Annotated in this window: 21 protein-coding genes and 1 pseudogene; 20 read left to right on the top strand and 2 right to left on the bottom strand. The window is 32.4% G+C overall.

Features of this window, described 5'->3' with window-relative positions; translation table 11 throughout:
* On the top strand, window positions 1-1110 hold the full coding sequence (locus FG167_RS00720) for a glycosyltransferase (RefSeq protein ID WP_203459586.1): 1110 nt from the start codon (window positions 1-3) through the stop codon (window positions 1108-1110).
* Between the two features lie 55 nt (window positions 1111-1165).
* On the opposite strand, the gene FG167_RS00715 is transcribed toward FG167_RS00720, so the two are convergent.
* Complete coding sequence (locus FG167_RS00715) at window positions 1166-1915, bottom strand: hypothetical protein (protein WP_203459585.1); 750 nt, start codon at window positions 1913-1915, stop codon at window positions 1166-1168.
* A gap of 557 nt (window positions 1916-2472) precedes the next feature.
* On the opposite strand from FG167_RS00715, the gene FG167_RS00710 reads away from it, so the two are divergent.
* The 10 genes and pseudogenes from FG167_RS00710 (at window position 2473) to FG167_RS00660 (ending at window position 12500) form a co-directional block, all read left to right on the top strand.
* Window positions 2473-2688, top strand: coding sequence for a hypothetical protein (locus tag FG167_RS00710; RefSeq protein ID WP_203459584.1), 216 nt, complete (start codon window positions 2473-2475; stop codon window positions 2686-2688).
* A 153-nt stretch (window positions 2689-2841) separates the two neighbouring features.
* Entirely contained in the window at window positions 2842-3807 is a 966-nt protein-coding gene (locus tag FG167_RS00705; protein ID WP_203459583.1) for a glycosyltransferase family 2 protein, read from the top strand.
* Complete coding sequence (locus FG167_RS00700; RefSeq protein ID WP_203459582.1) at window positions 3804-4763, top strand: glycosyltransferase family 2 protein; 960 nt, start codon at window positions 3804-3806, stop codon at window positions 4761-4763. Before FG167_RS00705 ends, FG167_RS00700 begins: the two co-directional genes overlap by 4 nt.
* Before the next feature lie 6 nt (window positions 4764-4769).
* A complete protein-coding gene (locus FG167_RS00695; RefSeq protein ID WP_239004424.1) occupies window positions 4770-5678 on the top strand; it encodes a glycosyltransferase family 2 protein in 909 nt (302 codons plus the stop codon).
* A gap of 255 nt (window positions 5679-5933) precedes the next feature.
* Window positions 5934-7040, top strand: coding sequence for a glycosyltransferase family 4 protein (locus FG167_RS00690; RefSeq protein WP_203459581.1), 1107 nt, complete (start codon window positions 5934-5936; stop codon window positions 7038-7040).
* Between the two features lie 46 nt (window positions 7041-7086).
* Window positions 7087-7809, top strand: coding sequence for an FkbM family methyltransferase (locus FG167_RS00685; RefSeq protein WP_203459580.1), 723 nt, complete (start codon window positions 7087-7089; stop codon window positions 7807-7809).
* On the top strand, window positions 7809-8600 hold the full coding sequence (locus FG167_RS00680) for a glycosyltransferase (RefSeq protein ID WP_203459579.1): 792 nt from the start codon (window positions 7809-7811) through the stop codon (window positions 8598-8600). Before FG167_RS00685 ends, FG167_RS00680 begins: the two co-directional genes overlap by 1 nt.
* Window positions 8601-8613: 13 nt before the next feature.
* Window positions 8614-9516 carry a glycosyltransferase gene (locus FG167_RS00675; protein WP_203459578.1) on the top strand — a complete coding sequence of 301 codons (903 nt, stop codon included), beginning with the start codon at window positions 8614-8616 and terminating at the stop codon, window positions 9514-9516.
* 106 nt (window positions 9517-9622) lie between these two features.
* Window positions 9623-11476, top strand: coding sequence for an asparagine synthase (glutamine-hydrolyzing) (gene asnB, locus FG167_RS00670; protein WP_203459577.1), 1854 nt, complete (start codon window positions 9623-9625; stop codon window positions 11474-11476).
* Window positions 11477-11483: 7 nt separating this feature from the next.
* A pseudogene (locus tag FG167_RS00660) lies at window positions 11484-12500 on the top strand (acyltransferase).
* Window positions 12501-12550: 50 nt separating this feature from the next.
* Here the strand turns inward: FG167_RS00660 and FG167_RS00655 are convergent.
* Window positions 12551-13957 carry a DUF6056 family protein gene (locus FG167_RS00655; protein ID WP_203459575.1) on the bottom strand — a complete coding sequence of 469 codons (1407 nt, stop codon included), beginning with the start codon at window positions 13955-13957 and terminating at the stop codon, window positions 12551-12553.
* A 138-nt stretch (window positions 13958-14095) separates the two neighbouring features.
* Between FG167_RS00655 and FG167_RS00650 the strand changes: the two genes are divergently transcribed.
* Genes FG167_RS00650 through FG167_RS00610 form a run of 9 tightly spaced genes read left to right on the top strand, consistent with a single transcriptional unit; the run spans window position 14096 to window position 23689 of the window.
* Window positions 14096-15481, top strand: a complete 1386-nt coding sequence (locus tag FG167_RS00650) for an asparagine synthase C-terminal domain-containing protein (RefSeq protein ID WP_203459574.1) — start codon at window positions 14096-14098, stop codon at window positions 15479-15481.
* Window positions 15482-15484: 3 nt separating this feature from the next.
* Complete coding sequence (locus FG167_RS00645) at window positions 15485-16480, top strand: glycosyltransferase family 2 protein (RefSeq protein ID WP_203459573.1); 996 nt, start codon at window positions 15485-15487, stop codon at window positions 16478-16480.
* A 13-nt stretch (window positions 16481-16493) separates the two neighbouring features.
* Entirely contained in the window at window positions 16494-17081 is a 588-nt protein-coding gene (locus FG167_RS00640; RefSeq protein ID WP_203459572.1) for a serine acetyltransferase, read from the top strand.
* Window positions 17071-18174, top strand: a complete 1104-nt coding sequence (locus FG167_RS00635; RefSeq protein ID WP_203459571.1) for a glycosyltransferase — start codon at window positions 17071-17073, stop codon at window positions 18172-18174. Before FG167_RS00640 ends, FG167_RS00635 begins: the two co-directional genes overlap by 11 nt.
* Window positions 18164-19018, top strand: coding sequence for a sulfotransferase family protein (locus FG167_RS00630; protein WP_203459570.1), 855 nt, complete (start codon window positions 18164-18166; stop codon window positions 19016-19018). The genes FG167_RS00635 and FG167_RS00630 overlap by 11 nt, the downstream gene beginning before the upstream one ends.
* Before the next feature lie 11 nt (window positions 19019-19029).
* Window positions 19030-20466: an MBOAT family protein gene (locus FG167_RS00625; RefSeq protein ID WP_203459569.1), complete on the top strand. Its 1437-nt coding sequence runs from the start codon at window positions 19030-19032 to the stop codon at window positions 20464-20466.
* Window positions 20467-20468: 2 nt separating this feature from the next.
* On the top strand, window positions 20469-21347 hold the full coding sequence (locus FG167_RS00620; protein WP_203459568.1) for a hypothetical protein: 879 nt from the start codon (window positions 20469-20471) through the stop codon (window positions 21345-21347).
* Window positions 21348-21365: 18 nt separating this feature from the next.
* Complete coding sequence (locus FG167_RS00615) at window positions 21366-22793, top strand: MBOAT family protein (protein WP_203459567.1); 1428 nt, start codon at window positions 21366-21368, stop codon at window positions 22791-22793.
* Window positions 22793-23689 (top strand): hypothetical protein, encoded by an 897-nt coding sequence (locus FG167_RS00610; protein ID WP_203459566.1) that lies wholly within the window; start codon window positions 22793-22795, stop codon window positions 23687-23689. The genes FG167_RS00615 and FG167_RS00610 overlap by 1 nt, the downstream gene beginning before the upstream one ends.
* Window position 23690 lies beyond the last annotated feature (1 nt).

Raw genomic sequence — 23690 nt, 5'->3', positions numbered from 1 at the left:
ATGAACATTGCCATTTTTTCACCCAATCAAAACCCATATTCTGAAACTTTTATTCAGGCGCATAAAAAGTATCTTAAAGGAGGTGTGTTTTACTATTATGGAAAGCCTGGGCGTGTACAGCTAGAAGGTGTTTCTTCTTTAGTCAACAAATGGGCGTTATTACGATTTCGTATTATTCGTAAATTAAAAAAGTATTCCTTTTCTTATATAAAAGAACAATCTGTACTTACTTCTTTAAAAAATAATGCTGTAGATGCTATTTTGGTGGAGTATGGTACGCATGCGTATGCCTTATTATCCATTTTAAAAGCGAGTGGTTTGCCTGTAGTAGTGCATTTTCATGGCTATGATGCCAGTGTACATACGGTAATAAAAGCATGTAACGATTATAAAGAAGTTTTTAGTTTAGCGACAAAAGTCGTTGCTGTTTCTAGAAAGATGGAGCAGATGTTGTTAGCTATAGGTTGTCCTAAAGAAAAACTGGTGTATAATGTGTATGGCCCACAACCAGAATTTGAAACGGTGCAACCAACGTATGCCAAAAAACAATTTATAGGTATTGGTCGTTTTACCGATAAAAAAGCACCATACTATACTATTATGGCTTTTAAAGAAGTAGCTAACAAACATCCAGATGCTAAGTTGTTATTGGCAGGAGATGGGATGTTGCTAAATATGTGTCAGAATTTAGTAAGACATTATCATCTTGAAAATCAAGTACAGTTTTTAGGTATCATTACACCAGATGCATATAGAGAATTATTAACCGAGTCCTTAGCCTTTGTACAACATTCGATTACTGCTGCAAATGGCGATATGGAAGGAACACCATTAGCGGTTTTAGAAGCAAGTGTTGCTGGATTACCAGTTATAGCAACGAGACATGCAGGAATACCAGATGTCATTGTAGATGGCGAAACCGGATTGTTGTGTGAAGAACAGGATGTTACCGGAATGGCTAATAATATGCTTCAACTGTTAGAAGATAAAGCATTTGCTATAAAAATGGGCACTTCTGGAAAACAACATATTTTAGCACATTTTAGTATGGAACACCATATAGCAGTTTTGCAAGACATTTTAGAAGGTGCTATGACACAGACTATTTAAAAAATAAAAAACGGATACTGCAGTATCCGTTTTTGTATTTCTACCGATACTTATGTTACAATACTTCTAAGATTTGCAATGCATTAAACGTTCCGTTTTTTAACGGATATTGTATGTTATTAATTTCTTGATAGAAAGCGACTTTTAACAAGTAAAAACTTTGTCCTGTACCTGTTGCGGGAGCCGCAGGTGTTAAGGTTATTGTAGAAACTGTACTATTAATAGGAAGATTTTCTACATTACTTGTTTGAAAATCTTTTACTTCTGTCGCAAAATCTAGGTTTAAAAAACCAGCCGTAAATTCTACATGCGTGGCACCTTCTGGTACTGCTAGCCTTTGCGTTGGAATAAAATTATTAATAACCACCTCTCCGGTAGCGGTATCTAGAATATAATCGGATAGCAATACTTCGGAAAGACTGGATTTTCTATTAAAATTAAATCCTCTTAATGGTATTTTACCATCTGGTGTTGCTATGCCCACTGCCACATTCCGTTTTCCTCTAACAGAGGTAAGATCGAAATTTTTGACTTGGGTCATTACTTGCGTTACTCGGGATGCTAGTTTACTATCTTTAGCATTTGCTAGTATGTCAATAATAGCACGACGCAGTATTTTACCACTGGTTGCACTAGCGCCAAACTCACTATTGTTTTCTCGCGTTCTCTGAAACGCAGGATCTTTTTGTATGCGTGATTTACTTACACCACCTTTGGTGCGTACACGATACCCATCTTCTGTTTTGTAGAAGTTTACATCATCTAATGTTCCTTCTATTTTAAATAAACTTTTGTACTTCGCCATTTTATTATCATTTATGTATGCTTTCTACTTTTTAGTGCATACTGGTTTTACATTATTAATCATTACACAGCCGTTTATTAAAGGTGCACTTAAGCATGAGCTCCTGCTTAAAAAATCAATAATAAGCGCTATTGTAACTTTCTTGGCGCTAATGTAGTGGGTGTTTGTTTTTTGTGTTTTGGTTTCGAGTGGTTTGCTTGTTTTTTGCGGGTCTTCGTATTTTATTTTTGTTAACACCTTGTTTGTGTGTTTTTTGATGCTTTTTCATGTTTTTGGTGTGTTGTATTATGGGGACTAGTTTACACGGACTATCTATGGCGTATCTACGGAATATCTACGGATTATCTATGGGTCATCTCGTTGTTGACTATTTGTAGTAGGATAATTCTAAAAACAGGCATAGCATTTGTGTTAAGTTGTTTGTTATTAGTGTTTGGCATGGGTTTTTTTAAATATTCTCTTTTTTTTAACCGAATTATTTTTTAGCTTAGTACTATGTGATTCAATGAAAATTCCACAAATAATGAAGAATATACCCACAACGATCCCAAGATTGTATGAAGCAAATATGTATATATCCGAAAGAAGTTGCTATCTTATTAGGTAAGTCTTTAACTACGGCTCAAACTTTGGTGCGTACTATAAAAGATGTACATGGCAAAGACAAACATCAAGCGTTAACCATACGGGAGTTTTGTGCATATATGGGTTTGCCGTATACAGATGTCTTTAACATGATTAATAGGGTTGTAGTAGATAAGGAGCTTGCTTAAAACTGTTTTTTCTTTTCCTTGCCTTTGATTCTTTGTTCTATACTTTAATTACTTATTGCCTACAATGGATTCTTTTATAATCTACCTTAGTTTTTTTTCTTTTTAGCCTTCGTTTTCTTCTGACTTTGTATATTGGTAGCGTAAATAGTATTTATGTCCAAACCAGCTTTAGTATCTATTATTATTCCTACTTTTAATCGTGCCCATTTGATTGGAGAAACGTTAGATTCTGTGTTGGCACAAACCTATCCAAATTGGGAATGTATTGTGGTAGATGATGGCAGTACGGATGGTACTAAAAAACTTATAAATGCTTATGCTACTAAGGATGATCGTTTTCAATATTACAAACGACCAGATAGCTATTTGCCAGGAGGTAATGGCGCTAGAAATTATGGGTTTTTAAAGAGTAAAGGAATTTATATACAGTGGTTTGATGATGATGATGTAATGTTGCCTGAATTTTTAAATAAAAAAGTCTTGACTTTTAATCAAAATTTAGAAATGGTTATCTGTTCTGGAAGTTACGTGAAGAATGACTTATCACACATAAAAAATATTGATGTTAGTTTGCATACTTCTTTGTTTAAGGACTATGTTTTATGGCGAGCAGAAATTTTAACACCTTCGGTTTTGTTTAGAAAATCCTTTTTAGAGGGTAAAGTCTTATTTTTAAATAAAATATACAGAGGCCAAGAAACGGAGTTTTTTTCTCGTATGTTTTTTAAGCTTTCTATAGAAAAGTTTAAGGTTTTAAATACTCCTTTGTTTTTATATAGACAGCATGAAACCACTAAAAGCACCATTAATAAAGGTTATTTTCCCAAGTTTAAATATTCCCAAAGTTATATTTATATACATAATTTTAAACGATCTATAGATTTAAAAGATAAAGATTTGATTAATCATTGTTTTCAGACTCTTTTAGTTTATTTTTTTGCTAGTATTAAAAATAAAGATTCTAAAACAACAGATTATATTTATAAAGAACTTTCAGAAATCTTAAAATCTAATTATTTTAAAGTGTATATAATGTTTAAAAGTGTAGGAAACGTATTAATTTTTTTGAAAAGAAGTAGTTATCTTGTAGAGAAACAATTTCAAGATATACGTTTATGAAAGAATTACCTTTAATTTCTATAATCATCCCAACCTATAATCGAGCTCATATTATAGGGGAAACCTTAGACGCTATTATAGCCCAAACATATAGTCGTTGGGAATGTATAGTAGTAGATGATGGGAGCACAGATAATACCGATGAGGTGTTAGAGCGTTATATAAAAAAAGATAGTAGATTTCAGTATTATACCAGACCAAAGGATAGAAAAAAAGGTCCTTGTAGTTGTAGAAATTTTGGCTTTGAAAAAAGTAAAGGAGACTATGTTAATTTTTTTGATAGTGATGATTTATTAAAGGCAGACGCGTTTGAAACCTGTTTAACTAATTTTTTAGAAGAAACAGATGGTGTAATAATGAATAATGTTTTAACAGATTTTAATACAGGGAAACATTTAAGTAGCAATTCCATTCAATCGGCTAATTTATTAACCGACTATTTTATTGGAAAAATCACCTTTTTAGTTTGTGGCCCCCTTTGGAGGCGTTCATTTTTAGAGAAACAACCTTATTTATTTGATGAAACCATTAGGAATGTGGATGATTGGGATTTTAATTTACGTATGTTATATGCAAATCCCCAATTGATTTACCTAGATGACATATTAATTTATTATAGAAAAAATCATGGTTCTTTTTCTGAAGAAGTAAGGAAACTAAATAAAGAAGAAATCTTATCTGATTTTAAGGCAAGGGATAAACAATTAAAACTATTTAAGGATTTTGGTTATGACATTAACCACCAAATTAAAAATTATATTATTACTCGATATTCTAAACATTTGAGAATTGCGTTACGAGAAAATGCTGCAGTAAGGTCACTATTATTTAAAAAACTTTTAAAACAATCATTAGCATTTAGTTATTACATTCAAGCCGTAAGGTTTAGTTTTGGATATGGGCTTTTTATTTATTTTAAGCGTGGAATGAAATATTTAAAGTTTAATACTAAATAATTAGAAATGAAGAGAGAGTTGGTTTCAGTGATTATTCCGACCTATAATAGGGCTGCTTATATTCGTTTTACTTTGGCTTCCATTGCAAAGCAGACTTACACGCATTTTGAATGTTTAATAATTGATGATGGGAGCACAGATAATACGCGAGATATTTTAATTGATTTCTGTAAAAACGATAGTAGGTTTACATATTTTTTAAGGCCTAATAATTTATCGAAAGGTGCTAATTCATGTAGGAATTTTGGAATATCAATGAGTAAAGGGACTTTTGTTTCGTTTTGTGATGATGACGACTGTTGGGTCTCTAATAAATTAGAATTACAATTAAATATTTTTAAAAAGCATACCCATATTTCGGTTGTTACTGGCGATATTGCTTATATTAATAGTGAAGGGGTGTCTCTTAATAATGTGAAATCTCATTGGCCAAATAACCATGGATTTGTTTTTAAACAGTTTTTGATTAAAAATAGAACGTCTATGGTGACGCCTATGATAAAACGAGGCGTTTTTGAAAAGGTTGGAAATTTTAATACTGATTTTGTTATTGCCGAAGATTGGGAGTTTTGGCGTCGAGTAAGTTATTGTTTTGATTTTTATAGTATTAACGAAGTATTGTGTTTTGTTAGGTTGCACCCTGAAAACATGACCAAAACGAGAACAGGAAAACCTTTTGAGAATTATAAATTGTATAGGAAATTGACAAAATCTTTGTTAAAATGGGGTAAGTATCGATTTGAGCCTGCTGATTACAATTTAATATATAAAATAGAATGGCAACGATATAGGAAACTAATGGCTAATCATTATCCTGGTGTTTTGAGAAAAATCGAGTTTTTATTTCAAGTCTTTTTGCGTAGTATCACGGATGGATTTCATTTAATATATTTAATATGTAGATTTAATAGGTAAAAGAAATATAAATAATATTTTTAATCCTTATAAATATTCATATAAAACTTGGGATTGTTATAACACTAAAAGTTATGCCATAATTAAAATTTGGTTTTGAAGAACTCTACAGAAAAAGGCTAAACATGTAAGTTTTTTAAAAGCAAAAATATATATTCGCATGAACAATTAATGTTTAATAATAGGTGTTTGTAATTCATATGCTATTCTAAATAATTCATTATTGTATGTTAAATTTTAAAATTATAATAGCTTATGTCAATTAAGGTTGTACAACTATTTAGCACTTATCCATTGTTTTTTCAGCCTTATATACCACCAGTAGTGGAATTGTTAAAAGAAAGGACAGATTTAGATTTTAAAATTCTGCATTTTGAAGGAGAAGGAGGAGAGAAAGCAATCAAAGCACCTAGCTATCGAAACAGGCAAATTAAACATAAAATTAATGCGATGCTTTCTAAGGATAAACGTACTTTTTTAGAGCGGTATTGTTTAAAATCGGAAATAGATGTTTTACACATTATGGATTCCTTTTTATTTGAAAAGGTTCTAGGTTTACTAGACTTACCTAAAGAAAAGAGACCAAAGATAGTCATGACCATGCGTGGTGACGACACCTATGTAAAGCCTTTAATTTTTGATAAATGGAAAGGATTCTACGAAGAACATGCTAAAAAAATAGAAGGGTATATTGTAATGAGTACCAACCAAAAAGAACGATTAATCGCTTTGGGGGTTGATGCTCTAAAGATACATATCATTCCTGTATCGATTCAATCTACTTTTACACCTGTGATGAAGCAAAAAGACGAAAAATGTATTCGAATCGTTTCTATGTTTCGACTAGTTTGGGAAAAAAATATAGATGGTAATTTACGAGTAATAAAATATTTAAACGATAAAGGCTATAAAGTAAGATATGATCTTTATGGTGCTGGTTATAAGATTGGCGAAGCCATGTTTTTAATTCAGAAATATAATATTCAACACTGTGTTTTTATGCACGATAAGCTTTCTAATAAAGAACTATTAAACACCATTACCTCTTCCGATATTTATTTGCAACTAAGTCATTCGGAGTCCTTAGGTATGTCGGTTATTGAAGCTCAATCCCTAGGAATTCCTGCAATAGTTGCAGATTCTGGTGGATTGCCAGAAACCATTGCTATTGGTAAAAGTGGGTATTGTGTAGATGCTTGGGATGCAGATGCTGCCGCAGAACATATTATTAGTTTATGGAAAAGCTCAACGCAATATCAGGAGTTTTCAAAAGCAAGTATTGTACATTGTGAAAATCGATTTTCAAATGCCTTAGAAGTAAAAAATGTAACGCAACTATATAAACAATTAGCTGCTTTATAATGGCGTTTGAATTAACTAGAAATAAATACCTATTGAAGTATTCAAGATGATAAAAAACTACATTCAAATATTTTTAGCAGCCTTTTCCAAAGTATTCGGAAGAGGCGTGACCTTTAGAAGACGGTTGTTTGTATCGCAGAGGATTTTAGAAAAAAATTATCCAGTAGGTAGCGCATTTTGTTTTTTACAAGTAGGTGCGAACGACGGAAAAAGCTTCGATTTTTTATACGATTTTGTAATTCAAAGAGAAGTTTCTGGTGTCGTTATAGAACCCATTAAAGCGTATTATAATGAGCTTTGTGAAAATTATAAAAATCAAGATAAAATTGTAAAAGTTAATAAAGCCGTACATAAAACAGCAAAAGTGGTTACTGTTTTTAAAGTGGAAGATTCTAAATTACATGGCTATCCAGATTGGACCAAAGGAATCGCTTCTTTTAATAAAGAACACCTTACGAAATTCGTCTTTTTAAACGAAACACATATTATAGAAGAACAAGTAGCTGCAGCGTCTTTAATGGATATTATTGGAGATAGTAAAATTTTTAGTTTTAACTATTTACAAATAGATACCGAAGGCTATGATTTTGAGGTACTGGATATGTTAGATTTTAAAAAACATAAACCAGCAATTATAAAAGCCGAATTTGTAAACTTACCCGAGGCTCAAAAACAATCCATGCGTACCAAATTGTTAAATAATGGCTATTATGTTTTTAATGAAGGTATTGATTTAGTAGGGGTGAATTTGCGTAAAATAAAACTCTAATGGTTATACCTAAAACAATTCATTACTGTTGGTTTGGCGAAAAAGAGAAGCCCAAAGTAGTAAAAGAGTGTATTGCTTCATGGCGAAAAATCTTAGTAGGTTACGTCATTAAAGAATGGAATGAAACCAATGTAGACCTTAGTAACCCATTTGTAAAATATGCCTACAGACAGAAAAAATGGGCTTTTGTTTCCGATTATATCCGATTAAAAATTTTACATACGCATGGCGGAATTTATTTAGATACCGATATGTTTTTTTTAAAACCAATAGATAGTTTTTTAAATAATGATTTATTTGTTGGTGCCGAGGAAGATCGATTTATTAGCTGTGGAATTATTGGTGCTATCCCAAATCATCCCTTTATTCAAAAAGGAATAGAGCGTTATGATACTATGGATTTAACGAATATCGAGTTTCATAAAATAACCATTCCTAAAATTTTGACTGCTAGCTTTAGAGCTTATTATAATTTTTATGAAAAATTTGATAAGTTAATAACAATAGATAAGGTGCTTGTTTGTCCTAAAAATTATTTTTATCCCTATAGTTATGAGGATTCGGAAATCACAAATCGATATATGGATTTTAGAACCTCAGATACCTATGCCATTCACTTATGGAATAAATCTTGGATGGACCATTCGGAGTTTTATTATTTAAAAAAAAGGCAGTATTTTAAAGCTTGTAAAACGGCAATTACCAATTTGAGTACAGGTACAGAGGCCCTAAACGTAAAGTATGTAAAAATGCTGGGTTATAGTATAAAACAATCGTTTAAAAAGAAATAATTTCAATTGGTTTATGAATAAGCAGCAGGAACTCCCTTTGGTAAGTGTAATTATTACTACGTACAATCGAAGTATATATCTAGAAGAGACGCTGCATTCTATTGCCAATCAAACGTATGTGCAGGTAGAAATTCTGGTGATCGATGATGGGTCTAAACCCAAAATTGCTTCCGAAAATCAAATTATTTGTAGCCAATTTAAAAACTGTACCTACGCATTTAAAGAAAATACAGGGCAACCAGATTCTAGAAATTACGGGATTCATAAAGCAAAAGGAATGTATATTGCCTTTTGTGATGACGATGATTTTTGGCTATTAGATAAATTAGAAAAGCAAGTTGCTATTTTAAATACCCATCCAGAAATTGGTTTGGTAACGGGAAATATAGAATTTGTAAATGCAGATGGTGTTCGTTCCGGACGTGTTATCGGACAAACTGGCAATCATGGTTATGTATTTAAAGAATTTTTATTAAAAAATAGAACCACATCCATTACACCTGTACTACGAAAATCGGTATTTGATAAAGTAGGTTATTTTAATCCAGATTTCACCATTTTTGAAGATTGGGAATATTGGCGACGTGTCGCTTTTTATTACCCTTTTTATGCTTTGCAAGATGTTTTAGCCTGCGTACGAAAACACGATTCCAATATAACACATACTTCTACAACAGATCCTTATGAGCAATACATGCGCTATCGCGAACTTACAAAAACACTGTTGGTTTGGGGTGAGCAACGATTCTTAAAACAGGATAAACAACTTATTACTAGTATAGAGGCAGCACGCTATAAACAAATTTTACGAAATCATTGTTTGGGTTTAAATCAGAAATTGCGCCTGCTTAATAAAATTACTAGAAATAGTGTTTCTGATGGGTTTTATTTTGTTTATTTGTTTCTGAAGTATTAATACTTCTTATTTATTTGTAAGAATAATTAAATGTTTAAAGTTTGAATTTTAAGAGGAAAATAATCCAGTATTCTTCTAAAAAAGGCTTTTCAAGAATGACTTATTTATGTGCGGATTTCTAGGCGAATTTACTTTTTATAACCATAGCGTAACCGATGCTGTTTCTTTTGAAACGCTTTTAACCTTATCTAAACATCGTGGTCCTGATGCTAGTGGTGTAAAGAGAGGTTCTGGTTTTCAGTTGGGTTTTAATCGCCTTGCCATCTTGGATGTTTCTCCTTTAGGGAATCAGCCTAAGGCGAGTCCGAGTGGTCGGTATCACGTAGTATTTAATGGCGAAATTTATAATTACAAAGAGCTGGCAGAAACCTACGCCCTTAACAACTTGGCATCTACATCAGATACTGAAGTCCTTATTCATTTGCTAGATAGTCAAGGTGTAGAAAAAACAATCCAGCTTCTTAATGGCATGTTTGCTATTGCTATTATAGACACTAAATATGATTGCCTGTATCTTACTCGTGATTTTGCCGGTATTAAACCGCTGTTTTATGGTCTTGCTAAAGAAGGTGTTGTTATGGCATCACAATTTGATCAGGTTTTTAAACATGCTTGGTTTAAACAAAATCTAAGCTTGTTACCAGAAATTGTAAAAGAGTATTTTGGTTTTGGTTATATGCAAGCACCAAATACTATTTACAAAAATATTTTTCAAGTGCATCCAGGAGAGTTGCTTGAAATAAATAGACAAGGAGCTGTGGTAAAAAAAACAATCGTTTCTTTTAGCAACAAACAAGAGACACCACCAAAAAAACAAACCGAACTTTCTACGGTTTTACAAACAGCTGTTGCCAAACAATTGGTAAGTGACGTGCCTATTGCTACTTTTTTAAGCGGAGGGATTGATAGTCCAATAATTAGTGCCTACGCAAAAAAACACATGCGTAGCATAGAAGCTTTTACCTTAGAAGTCGATAACCCGAAACTAAACGAAAGCGAGATTGCGAAAAAATATGCAGCACATTTAAAAATCAAACAGCATATTGTCGCGGTTCAAGAAAAAGATTTATTAGCGGAAATAGATGCGCATTTTGATGCGTTTTCCGAACCTTTTGGGGATTATTCTAGTATTCCTACCTATGTGATTTCTAAGGAAGCAAAAAAGAAACATACGGTAATGTTATCTGGCGATGGAGGGGATGAGCTGTTTTTTGGATATCCTAGAATGCTAGATGTGTTGCAAAAACGCTGGTGGTTTAAACTCCCATATTTCATTAGAAAACTCTTGGCGCAAGTTACCAATACACTCGGGCTTACCAAAACTTGGGCTCCCTATTTTAAAACCTTTAATGCCTTTATAACCAATAAACATACAAAAATTCCTGCAGCAACCTTAGATGCTGCTTTTCCACATACGTCCTTTTCTAAAGCAATAAAAACACTGTATTCCTTTACCAATTCGGGTACGCAGTCCTTGTTACACCAACTGCGTTATAATGAGTTTTATGCCCACATGCAACGTGTTTTAATAAAAGTAGATCGTGCTAGTATGGCAAATAGTTTGGAAGTTCGTGTGCCTTTTTTAGATAAAAATAGTGTGGAATGGGCTTGGAAGCGACGAGGAGAATTAAAAAGCAAACAAGATTTAAAAAAGGATTTAAAAAGACTATTAGCCAATGAGGTGCCAGAATCTTTAATTAACCAAAAGAAAATGGGATTTACGGTGCCATTAAATCATTGGTTGCATGAGCATTTAAAAAATGATGTGATGGAAGTGGTTTTTAACACCCCTTTTTATGGAGAACAGATTTTAAATGTAACCGTATTACGTGACTACGTACACGATTTTTTTGAGAATAAACACGATAATGCTTGGGGAGTTTGGCATATATATGCTTGGCAAAAGTGGGCGAATACACATGTGAAAAACGTAAATATGCATACCGTAAACTCTAAATAAAGGTACTTTGAAAGAAAATATACATTGGATAGCCCGATTACGAACTACTACAACCATAGCGGTGATTTTATTACATGTTGCCTCAAAGATTCTTTATAAATACGGTCAAGTTTCTACAGAAATATGGCTAACAGGAAATTTTTACGATAGTGGTGTTCGATTTTGTGTTCCTATTTTCTTTATGCTTTCGGGAGCTTTATTGTTGGATAAAGATTATGAGCTATCTGTGATTTAAAAAAAAAGATGCTTCCGAATTATCCCACCACTCGTTTTTTGGAGTCTTATTTACATCGCTTATAGTGTCTTTGTGGTTGGCGATAACAATATTTTATTTTTCGATCTGGTAAAAAAAATCATAAGAAACCTATTACATGGCAGTAAGTTTCATTTATGGTTTGTGTACACATTACTTGGACTGTATTTATTTATCCCTATTTTAAGAAAATGGGTGAAGCAAGCACATAAAAAGGAATTCCATTATTTTTTAATCCTTTGGTTTGCTACAACCCTCTATGCGATTCCTGCATTAAAATTGTATTTGCCAAACTTAGAACTGGTTAATTTTTCAGGCTATCTTGGGTACCTGGTTTTAGGATATTATTTGTCTAAATTAAAAATTAAAAATAAGATCCTTCCGTCGTTATGTATTGTGATTGGTGTAGCAATTACTTTTTTTGGGACTTATTATTCCACTAAAACAAATGGCGATTTTGAACAATATTTTTACGGGTATCTTTCTCCAAATGTGATGCTAAGTGCAATAGGTATATTTCTATTGTTTAAAAGTATTTCTTTTAAAAGTAATATAGCGGAAAAGGTCTCCTCTTTTATTTCGAATCATAGCTTCGGAATTTATTTAGTACATGTTCTTGTACTCAGTGTAATGAGTACTTACGGAATCGATTGGAAATTTATGCATCCAATTTTTAGTATTCCTATTACCAAAGCGATTTGTTTATTAATCTCTAGTTTGATAATTTATTTACTACGAAAAATAAAATATGCAGATTATATTTCAGGATAATTACCTCATAAAAATAGTGTAAATAGCTGCTGTGTAGTATTTAAAACCGATTAATCCGTTGTTATTATTATCGAAGTTTTTTCAAAAAAATTCTGGTAAGATTTATTTCTCCAATCCTCCTTGTTCGAGCTAATATCATCAAAATAAATAGTAGCTGGTTTATGGTTTAATTTTGAAACAATACAATTCTCTTCTTCCGTTTGAAGCAAATAGGTATAGCGCTCTTGTAGTTCTGTATTATAAGCGCTAGCATCACCAGAAAGAACATTAGAAAAAGCTGTGCGGATATTTGTATTAGATGCTATGGTGCAGAAAAAAACTACAAACAAACCAAACTGTAATTTTTTAGTAATGTGAGTGTTTTTTAAAAGTTGCTGGTGCATAATAGAAATAGCAAAAAATAGACAGCCTATTAAGAAATAAAAAGCGATCATGTTAATTGTTCTTCCTGGAGCCACATGAGATAAAGCCCAATACGAAGGGAAAAAACCTATAAAAGGGATAAACAGGACAGCTGTAAATAAAAAGTACGGGTTGCTTTTAAAAATTGCCGAAACATTCTTGGAAACGTGTTGGCAGATGGTATTATAAAGTAAACCTACTAAAAGAATAACAACAGGCAGCCAAATTATACTATAATTAAAAGTAGTTAAAATAGTTCGCTTAATTGAATCTATAACTTCATGTTTTACAGCTATATTGGCAGATCGTATTGCATTACCAGGAGCAAGCAAAACAACAAGCGAGCAAATAATACAACAAAACAAAAGAATAATTATAGGTTTTGGAGCTCTTTTTTTAGTGTAAAGCCAATAGATACAAATACAAAAAAGTAAGTAGTTTAATAATAGCATTGCTGTTTCATTAGTACCTATTATTAATATTGCTAGAAGCATACATGCTATTAGGTGTTTGGTTGCCTTCGTTTTTAAAAGTCGGTTTAAAAAACCTATAAAAAAAAGAGTCAAAATATTCGATATTTGGTAAGACATAGATGCTGGTAACCAATAAAATGCTTGGACTACAGAAGGCATCATAATCAAATAAATAATAAAAATATAAATAGTGATTTTATGATTATCCGTGCGCTTTAAAGAAGGTAAACAACAGCGTACCGCAAAGCTTATAGAAATTATAAGGGATACAATAACTAGCATTGGAATTATTTTGTAAACCGTAAAAGGATACCTTACAAATTCGGTTATGGTGAGTAAAGCAGTAGCTACATAGCGTCCCGACCAATTAATATAAATAGATTTCTGTGCCGTTAAATAATCAACTCCACCTTTAGTTGCCAACGTATAATCGAAATCATCTCCAGAAGGATTGTTATAAAATGAAATAAGAATTAATGGTAGCAAAATAAGAAAACCAATAAAATATATCGTTTTATAATTATTGGTTAAATCCATTAACTTATGAAAGTTAAAAGGCTGGTTATTTATTTTTTGAAACATTAAAACAAAGGGTTTTTATATTCCTATCACGAATTGATGACGAATAGCAATGCAATTTAGATAAATTCTTTGGTTGATGTAGATTATTATTATCGAAAATTTTGTAATCTATTAATCTAGTTTATATTTGTTACGCAAATGAATCAGATCAAAACCAATATACTTCCGAAAAGACATCTTTTTGCGAAGACAAAAAATGAAAAAGCTGTAGATTACAAAGCCATTTGTGTTTTTGTTGCTACAGGTTTTTTTATGGATGATGATAGCTATTGGATAAATGAAAAATGCTTACTTCCAGGACATAAGCATAGCTTAGATGCTGATGGCTTATTAGTAAAAAGTGAACCTTGGTTTCCATGGCATTATACTCCTAGAGATATTACTTTTGAGCAAGCGTTAGAAGAATATATAGCTTTATTAACAACGATTACCAAAGAACAAGTAGGAGACAACCCTGTTATATTACCGTTATCTGGAGGTATTGATAGTCGAAGTCAAGCTCTTGTTTTAAAAGGTTTAAAAAATCCAGTACATAGTTTTAGTTATTCTTTTCCAGGAGGTTATCCAGAGCATAAAATAAGTGCCAAAATAGCCAAAACCTGTGGTTTTGCATTTAAGGCATTTCAAATTCCTAAAAGTTATTTATGGAATAGCATCGACGATTTGGCAAAGCTAAATGGTTGTTATTCCGAATTTACCCATCCCAGACAAATGGGAGTTCTAGACGAATTAAAACAAATGGAAGGTGTTTTTTCTCTCGGGCATTGGGGAGATGTACTTTTTGATATTGGTGCGCCCGAAGACACGAAAGAGGAAGAGGTGATTCCTTTATTGCAAAAAAAAATGCTGAAACCTGGAGGTTTAGAATTTGCGGAAAGCCTTTGGAAAGCATGGGATTTAGAAGGAGATTTTAAACCGTACTTCATTTCTAGAATTGAACGTTCGTTGTCTAAAATTAAAATTGATAATATTAGTGCGCGAGTACGTGCTTTTAAAACATCGCAATGGGCACACCGCTGGACCACTACAAATTTATGTGTTTTTGAAGCCGCGCATCCTATTAGTATGCCATATTACGACCAAAGAATGCTAGAATTTATTTGTACCATTCCGGAAGCTTATTTAGCAGATAGACGTTTGCAAATTGCGCATTTAAAACAAGACAAAGCTTTAGCAAATATTACCTGGCACGAACAAAAACCATTTCATTTAAATAACTACCAGTATAATAAAGCACCATATAATTTGCCCTATCGTGTGTTTCATAAGATAAAACGAGAGGTAAATAGTCTCCTTGGAAATCCGTACATTCAACGTAATTTTGAATTGCAATTATTAGGAGCAGAAAACGATGCACAATTACAAAAGTATCTTTTTGATCCCTCTTTTTTAGAGTTTGTTCCAAAAGCTGTAGTTTCCGATTTTTATAATAAATTTAAAAATGTAAATACCGTGTATTATTCCCCTCCAACGTGTATGTTATTAACCTTATCCCTTTGGCATAAACATTTTTATAATACATAACCTATGAAATTATCTATAATCGTTCCCGTTTATAATGGCGAAAAATTTATTGAAAGATGTTATAATTCCCTACAAAACCAACAACTGCATACCTTAGATTATGAAATTCTATTTATCGATAATAATTCTACAGATACTTCTGCTGCCATTATTAATCGCATAGTTGCCCATAATGCTAAGGTGAAACTTGTGTCGCAGCCAGAACAGGGAGAAGCCCAAGCTAGAAATATGGGAATTCGATCTGCAAAAGGGGAATATGTGTATCAGTTAGATGTGGACGATGAAGTATTTCCGAATGTTTTAAAGCGAATGATAGAGGTTTTAGATGCCTATCCTAAAATGGATGCCGTTTTTGGAAAGATGCTTAAAACGGATAAGAATCTAGCAACGATAAACCAAAGCTTAGAAGAAACGCATGCCGTTCGTTTTGAAGAAAAGCCTTTTTGGGGCCTATTATGGTTTTCTAATTTAGGTACGGTTGTTGGCGAAGGTGCTTTTATGCATCGACGTTCTATTTTTGAAAAAGTAGGATTGTATACCCAACAGTTGCCAATTATTGGTACCGATTTAGCTTTCGATGTAAAGCTAGGAATGACTTGCAATTTGGCATATCTAGACAGCTATATTTACTTGTATTTTAAGCATGAAGTATCTTTAATACAAGGTGTTAAGAAAAAAATGCCTAGAGCCTTTATGGTTTGGCCGCGTTTGGTAAAAGAACACCTACCATTTTATTTAACGCAAGAAACACCAACTAAGTTTAAAACAATACTTTTTAGTCAGCTTTTTCAATCTATGGGTCGGCAGTTGGTTTTTACCAAAGGACTTTCTAAACGGTATCAATTAAAACAACAACTAACCAAAGAAATAGAAGTCATTTCTATTCCTTTAGCGATTCACTTATATTTAACAATATTAGTTATCTTGCCAATAGAGAACTTACGTAAAGTCTATGGTTACCACGTGGTACCTTATGTGGTGAAACAGCTTGTAAAATAAAAAAAAAATACTATTGAAACCGCTACATTTTATTAAACATGCCTTTAAAAAGTTGCTTTTGCTTGGTTTTTACAAACGTTATGTTGTAAAGGATTTGCAGATTCAAGAAGATATTATCCAAACCTTGCAGGTTCGTGGTAGTAAAGCTCAAAGTAAATCCTTAGAAAAACAGTTTCAGCATGTAATGCTCTATTATCCAGATTACGCTTATATCTTTTTTTGGCGAATCAATAAATTAAAGTATCGTTGGAGGGGTTTATTTTTGGAAAGCATTCCTTGTAAAATTTTTAGAAATACTAAAATTGCTGGTGGTATGCTTTGCTACCATCCCTTTGCCACGGTTATTAATGCAAAATCTATTGGTACAAATTTTCAATTTAGAAATAGCTTAACTATAGGGAACAAAGGGAATGATAACAGCTTGCTTCCAACCATAGGAAATAATGTAACCGTAGGAGCCAATGTGGTTATTATAGGAGATATTACTGTTGGCAGTAATGTAATTATAGGAGCAGGTGCTGTTGTAGTAAAAGATGTGCCTTCTAATTGTGTCATTGCTGGAAACCCAGCACAAATTATTAGAGGATTAGATGAAATCTAAAAAAATAAAAATACTTTTTACGATTTCTAATTTTGATACCGCCGGAAGTGGTAAAGTGGTGTACGACCTTGTACAGGGTTTGGACAAAACTAAATTTGAAGTAGAAATCGCCTGCGGCAGCAAGGATGGTGCTTTTTTTAAGGTTGTAGAATCCCTAGGTTTGCCTATTCATGTTTTTGAAACCAAAACTCCTTATAAACCATATTCTAGTTTGTTGTTTCGAATTTGGAAGATTTCTAAATTCTATAAAAAACAGCAATACGATATCGTGCATTCTTGGCAATGGAGTGGGGATTGGACCGAAGCCATGGCTGCAAAATTAGTGGGTGTAAAATGGATGTACACAAAAAAAGCAATGGGTTTTAATGGTAAACATTGGCGAATTAAAAGTTATCTAGCCGATTTTATTGTTACTATTAATGATGAAATGCGTGCATACTTTCCAAATAAAAAACAAGAAGCATTAATTCCGTTAGGGATTGATACAGATTATTATAGTCCTAATTTATTTGCAGATGCTCAAAAAGATACTACCGATAAGTTTCATGTGATAACGGTTGCTAATTTGGTGCCTGTAAAAGGGATTCAGATTTTAATTCAAGCGGTATCCGATTTAAATAACCCTGCAATTCAACTTAGTGTTTTAGGGGATTATGATAATCCTTACGGACATACTATGGTAGCATTAAGTGAGCAGTTAGGGATGCAAGAGCAAATTCGATTTTTAGGAAAACAATTGGATGTTAGACCGTATATTGCGGAAGCAGATTTGTATGTTATTCCTACCTTAGATGAAGGAAGAAAGGAAGGTATGCCAATGGCTTTAGTAGAAGCGATGAGTATGGCTGTTCCAGTTATAGGGTCCGACATAACAGGTATTAATTTTGTGTTGAAAGATTTTAAAGAATTTTTATTTCCCGCAGGAGATGTGCAAGCATTAACTTTAAAAATAGAAGAAATGCGAGCTAAAGATTTGCGAACACGCAAAGAAATCGGACAAGATTTACGTGCCTATTGCGAGGCGCATTTTACTATGCATGCCTTTATTACAGCACATGAATCGTTATATACTACTCTTTTATATGGCGAATAGATTTAAAAAACATGTTATTGTAGTTGGTAGTGCTAGAAGTGGTACGAGTTGGTTAAGTGAAACCTTGGCACAACCTCTTCGGTATAGAATGCTATTTGAACCAGAGCAGGAATCGCAAACCAAACATGGTCACCTGCTTTGCGATAAATGGCTGACCGAAAAACAAGATTCTTTTGAAGCCTTTAAATACTTAACTAACGTTTTTAAAAACAGCGTAGATTGCGATTGGATTGCTCAAAATAGCAACCGAAAATTTAAACGTCATTTATGGCCTTTTGTAGCTAAAAAATATATCATTAAATTTGTGCGATGTAATTTGGCAGCCCACTATATGCATGCCGAATTTGGTATTCCTGTAATACATATTATTAGAAATCCGTACGATGTGATACGCTCGCAACAGCAAGTGAGATTCCCTTGGCTTTACGATTTAACTCATTTTGTAGAACAAGAAAAACTAGTCCAGTTAATTCAAGAGGTTTATCAGTACGATATTACGCAATATAAAAATCTATCGGAAGTTGCTATTTTAACCTTACGTTGGTGTATCGAGAATGTAATTCCTTTAGAAGTCTTTACCCCTTATTCTGGAAAAGCTACCGTTGTACGTTATGAAGAATTGTCTAAAAATATAGATATGTTTTATGAATTGTGTACAACCTATCATCTAGAGCCCGTTCCCAATCTGCAAAAGTATTTTAAGCAACCATCCTCTAAAACACACCCAGAAGGCGCTATTTATAATAAGGATGCTAAAAAGAACGCTTTACCTGAGGAGGTTTTGCTAGAGATAAATCAAATATTAGATGTTTTTAAATTAACGCTTTATGCCAGACGTTTTTAATTTGCAACGTTATGTTATTTAACTCCCTAGACTTTGCTTTATTTATACCTATTGTGTTTGCGCTTTATTGGATGTTGCAAAAGCATAGTGTGAAATGGCAGAACTTACTAATAGTTGTTGCTAGTTACGTGTTTTATGGCTGGTGGGATTATCGCTTTTTGGTACTTATTCTTTTTAGTACACTTGTTGATTTTTGGATTGGCAATTATTTAAAAAAAACGACAGATACTTCAAAAAGAAAAATCCTGCTATATACTAGTGTTTTTGTTAATATTGGACTTTTAGGATTCTTTAAGTATTATAATTTCTTTATAGATAATTTTTCAGCTGCTTTCTCCTTTTTTGGAAGCGATATACAGCCAAACTCTTTACATATTATTTTACCTGTAGGAATTAGCTTTTACACCTTTCAAACCTTAAGTTATACGATTGATGTGTATCGAAAAAAGTTAGAACCTACTAATAACTTTATCCAGTTTGCAGCTTTTGTTTCCTTTTTTCCGCAGCTTGTAGCGGGTCCAATAGAGCGTGCAACACATTTATTACCACAGTTTAAAAAGAAGCATACTTTTCATAGTAAAAATGCCATAGATGGTTTACAACAAATACTATGGGGTTTATTTAAAAAAGTGGTGATAGCTGATAATTGCGCGCAGTTTGCAAATGATATTTTTAATAACTACCCAGCATATTCTTCGACAACTTTATTATTAGGAGCTTTTTATTTCGCTTTTCAAATTTATGGTGATTTTTCAGGCTATTCGGATATAGCGATAGGAACGGCTCGTTTGTTTGGTTTTAATTTAATGCAGAATTTTGCATTGCCCTATTTTTCTAGGGATATTGCAGAATTTTGGCGAAGATGGCATATCTCTTTATCCACCTGGTTTCGAGATTATATGTATATTCCACTAGGAGGTTCTAGAGGTACTAAAGGAAATCAAATACGTAATGTGTTTATTATATTTTTAGTCAGTGGTTTTTGGCATGGTGCTAATTGGACCTTTATTGTTTGGGGCTTTTTAAATGCATGTTATTTTTTACCAGTTATGCTTTCTAATAAGAATAGAGTACATACGAATATAGTTGCCGAAAATAGTTTTTTACCAAGTATAAAAGAGATTCTGCAAATGGGGTTCACCTTTTTTGTTACCATGATAGCATGGGTGTTTTTTAGATCGGAGAATGTGACAACCGCATTTTTATATATGAAACAAATGGGGACTTTTTCATTAAACTTTATGGAAAAAATCCAGCTAGAACGTTATGCATTTGAAATTGTGCCATTAATTGTACTACTTTTAATTATAGAATGGTTTACTAGAAAACAGGAGCATCCTTTAAAGGAAACAAAGCAACCAATACTTGCGAGTTTAATACTTATGCTACTCATTTTTGTGTTTGGAAGTTTTTCTAAACTGCAAGAGTTTATTTATTTTCAGTTTTAAATATGAAAAAATTTATATCTCATTTTATAAAGCTTTTGTTGCTATCTGTACTTCTACTTATAGCCTTAGATTTTGTGTATACAAAAATGTATAGTAGCTCTATTTATAATAGAAGTAAGGTCTCTTGGGTGAATAATATAAGTAATGAAATGCCTTTGGATTATGCCGTTTTTGGTTCTTCCAGAGCCGCTTTTCATATTAACCCTAAACAAATATTACAAACAACAAATCAATTAGGTGTAAACCTTGCTTATCCAGCAGCAACTAATTTAGAAATAAAATTAATGGTGCAGCATTTCTTGAAAACGCATCCAGTGAAAAGGATTTTTATCCAAGTAGATAAGTTGTATAATACAGAAACTATAGATCCCATTGCGATAACACCATGGATGCCTTACATTAGAACGGATTATGTATATAATGAAATAAAAAAACAGGATGCTTTAGCTTTTTTTAAAAAGTACCTACCCTTTTATAGGTATATGCTTTATGATTCTAAATTAGGCTTTAGAGAGCTTTCTATGGGGTTTGTGAAAAATAATAAAATGGAAGAAAACCTTGGGTTTTTAGGGATTAATGGAACGATGAAGAAAGAGGATACGTTTCGTATAAAAGCGTTGGTAAATAAAAAAAATATACATCTATTAGAAATCTTAGAAATTTGTAAAAAAAATGAAATTAGCTGCTATTTTTTTACAGCACCTTATTACCAAACCGATTTTAATACGGAAGTTTTAAAAGAAAATCTTCCAAATTATATTGATTTTTCTAAATCTATTAATAATATTAGCATGTTTAATGATTATCAACATTTAAATTTACAAGGCGCAAAGGCTTTTACCGATTTATTTCAAGGAGCGTATTTTGAGAACAAAAATTAATTTAGATATTAACTAACTATGCTATTTAATTCCGTAGACTTTGCGATTTTTTTACCAATAGTTTTTATAGGCTATTGGTTTGTAACCAAGCGTTCACTTTCCTTACAAAATATACTTATTGTTTGTGCTAGTTATCTGTTTTATGGGTGGTGGGATTATCGTTTTTTAGCTTTAATTGCTTTAAGCACTCTAGTCGATTTTATAGTTGCTAGACAATTACAAAAGGAAACCGTGCGTAATAGAAGAAAAGCACTCCTTTTTGTTAGTTTATTTTTTAATTTAGGCATGTTAGCCTTTTTTAAATACTTTAATTTTTTTATAGAAAGTTGGGTAGACGCCTGGCAACTGTTTGGTATAGAAATGCAAACGTCGACCTTAAAAATTATACTTCCAGTAGGTATTAGTTTTTACACCTTTCAAACCTTAAGCTATACCATTGATGTATATAGAAAGAAAATAGCACCAACCCATAGTTTACTTCAATTTGCAGCATTTGTGTCCTTCTTTCCGCAATTGGTAGCAGGACCTATAGAAAGAGCTTCACATTTACTACCTCAGTTTCAAACCAAACGTGTTTTTAATAGTGAATTTGCTATCAGCGGATTTTATCTTATCATTTGGGGACTGTTTAAAAAAGTAGTAGTAGCAGATAATTGCGCTTATTTTGTAAACCAGATTTTTGATGGTGCAGGAAACTATTCTTCTATGGAATTATTTATAGGAGCGGTGCTTTTTGCTTTTCAAATATATGGTGATTTTTCAGGGTATTCCGATATTGCTATTGGTGTATCTAGATTATTTGGCTTTGATTTAAAGACTAATTTTTCATTCCCTTATTTTTCAAGAGATATTGCCGAGTTTTGGAGACGCTGGCATATTTCTTTATCTACATGGTTTCGCGATTATTTGTATATTCCTTTAGGAGGTTCTAGAGGTACTACTTGGCAAAATGTTAGAAATGTATTTATCGTATTTTTAGTGAGTGGCTTTTGGCATGGCGCTAATTGGACCTTTATAGTATGGGGAGGTATTCACGCTATCTTGTTCTTGCCTTTATTACTTTTAAAATCTAATAGAAAGCATATAACGTCTACAAAAATAAACCTACAGCAACTACCGATGTTAGTACTAACTTTTGTGTTTGTAACTTTTGCATGGATCTTTTTTAGAGCTGATAGTGTAGAAATAGCCTATACTTTTATAAAGGAGATACTTCGTTTTAATGGTAGTTCGGTAGTCCTATTTTATAAGAGTTCTAAAATGGTATTGTTTAGCGCTATTATTGTATTAAGTATTGTTATCTTGCTCCTGTTTGAGTTTTTAGCAATTCAAAAAAACAAAAAGGAAGTAACTTTAAACGTATATACTGCTATAGGTATTGCCATTCTTATTTGTTTTATGGGAGTTTTTAAAAATCCATCGGAGTTTATCTATTTTCAATTTTAATGATGCTATTATTTTTAAAAAGAATCGGTTTTATCCTGCTAGTTTTTATTAGTGTTTCCACTATTGTTTCTTTTGGAAGCTTATGGGCGTTACGTCAATCTTCTTTTTATAAACCTTCTTTTTTAGTGAATGATATAACGGAAAAAGACTTTGATTATATCGTGTTAGGAGCAAGTACAGGATTGACTACATTAAATACGACCGTTATTGATTCGGTTATTCAAACTAAAGGAATCAATCTGTCTATGGATGACACCGCTTTATCTAGTCAGTACTTAATGTTAGAACATTTTTTAGCGCAAGGAAAAACTGCGAAGTTTTGTGTTTTGGCACCAAGTGCTACTAGTTTTGATGCTAAAGATCTAGATATTAGTGATAATGATTATCGGTTTTTACCGTATATTAATGAAACGTATGTTTTTCAGTATTTTAAGCAGTACGCTAGTACTAGAGCAAAGTTGATAAGCAATTCGAAATGGTTACCTATGTTGGGCGTTTCTTATTTTAATGTGGAAGTGTTTTATCCTTCCTTGTTTACTAGTATACAGTCCAAAAAGAGAAATAGATTCGATGCCAATGGGAATTATACCTATCCAATAAAAGATAATAAGCATGCTGTTATTTCTGAATTTAAAGCATTTCCTGTTTCTTTTTCAAATCCTTATGTAGCGAAAATAAAAGCCTTATGTATGGCTAATAATATAGAACTGATTTGTTATTTTTCGCCTATAAAAGGGCGAAAAGTGATTACGGAAATCAGTGATTTTTCAATCATTAACCATAGCGATTTATTAAAAAACGAAGCTTATTTTTATGATGTCTTACATGTAAATACAAAAGGAAGGCAAATTGCGAGTACACATTTTGCCAATGTATTTCAAACTTTATTAAAGTAAT

Origin of the sequence: Lacinutrix sp. WUR7 (assembly GCF_016864015.1) — a bacterium.
Taxonomy (GTDB): domain Bacteria; phylum Bacteroidota; class Bacteroidia; order Flavobacteriales; family Flavobacteriaceae; genus Oceanihabitans.
Note: the sequence above shows the minus strand (reverse complement) of the source record. Positions and strands in the feature narration are given on the sequence as shown.

Bases quoted from the DNA above. Each gene is read 5' to 3' on its own strand.
- FG167_RS00720 (WP_203459586.1), top strand. From the start codon at position 1: ATGAACATTGCCATTTTTTCACCCAATCAAAACCCATATTCTGAAACT.
- FG167_RS00715 (WP_203459585.1), bottom strand. From the start codon at position 1,915: ATGGCGAAGTACAAAAGTTTATTTAAAATAGAAGGAACATTAGATGAT.
- FG167_RS00710 (WP_203459584.1), top strand. From the start codon at position 2,473: ATGAAGCAAATATGTATATATCCGAAAGAAGTTGCTATCTTATTAGGT.
- FG167_RS00705 (WP_203459583.1), top strand. From the start codon at position 2,842: ATGTCCAAACCAGCTTTAGTATCTATTATTATTCCTACTTTTAATCGT.
- FG167_RS00700 (WP_203459582.1), top strand. From the start codon at position 3,804: ATGAAAGAATTACCTTTAATTTCTATAATCATCCCAACCTATAATCGA.
- FG167_RS00695 (WP_239004424.1), top strand. From the start codon at position 4,770: ATGAAGAGAGAGTTGGTTTCAGTGATTATTCCGACCTATAATAGGGCT.
- FG167_RS00690 (WP_203459581.1), top strand. From the start codon at position 5,934: ATGTCAATTAAGGTTGTACAACTATTTAGCACTTATCCATTGTTTTTT.
- FG167_RS00685 (WP_203459580.1), top strand. From the start codon at position 7,087: ATGATAAAAAACTACATTCAAATATTTTTAGCAGCCTTTTCCAAAGTA.
- FG167_RS00680 (WP_203459579.1), top strand. From the start codon at position 7,809: ATGGTTATACCTAAAACAATTCATTACTGTTGGTTTGGCGAAAAAGAG.
- FG167_RS00675 (WP_203459578.1), top strand. From the start codon at position 8,614: ATGAATAAGCAGCAGGAACTCCCTTTGGTAAGTGTAATTATTACTACG.
- asnB (WP_203459577.1), top strand. From the start codon at position 9,623: ATGTGCGGATTTCTAGGCGAATTTACTTTTTATAACCATAGCGTAACC.
- FG167_RS00655 (WP_203459575.1), bottom strand. From the start codon at position 13,957: ATGTTTCAAAAAATAAATAACCAGCCTTTTAACTTTCATAAGTTAATG.
- FG167_RS00650 (WP_203459574.1), top strand. From the start codon at position 14,096: ATGAATCAGATCAAAACCAATATACTTCCGAAAAGACATCTTTTTGCG.
- FG167_RS00645 (WP_203459573.1), top strand. From the start codon at position 15,485: ATGAAATTATCTATAATCGTTCCCGTTTATAATGGCGAAAAATTTATT.
- FG167_RS00635 (WP_203459571.1), top strand. From the start codon at position 17,071: ATGAAATCTAAAAAAATAAAAATACTTTTTACGATTTCTAATTTTGAT.
- FG167_RS00630 (WP_203459570.1), top strand. From the start codon at position 18,164: ATGGCGAATAGATTTAAAAAACATGTTATTGTAGTTGGTAGTGCTAGA.
- FG167_RS00625 (WP_203459569.1), top strand. From the start codon at position 19,030: ATGTTATTTAACTCCCTAGACTTTGCTTTATTTATACCTATTGTGTTT.
- FG167_RS00620 (WP_203459568.1), top strand. From the start codon at position 20,469: ATGAAAAAATTTATATCTCATTTTATAAAGCTTTTGTTGCTATCTGTA.
- FG167_RS00615 (WP_203459567.1), top strand. From the start codon at position 21,366: ATGCTATTTAATTCCGTAGACTTTGCGATTTTTTTACCAATAGTTTTT.
- FG167_RS00610 (WP_203459566.1), top strand. From the start codon at position 22,793: ATGATGCTATTATTTTTAAAAAGAATCGGTTTTATCCTGCTAGTTTTT.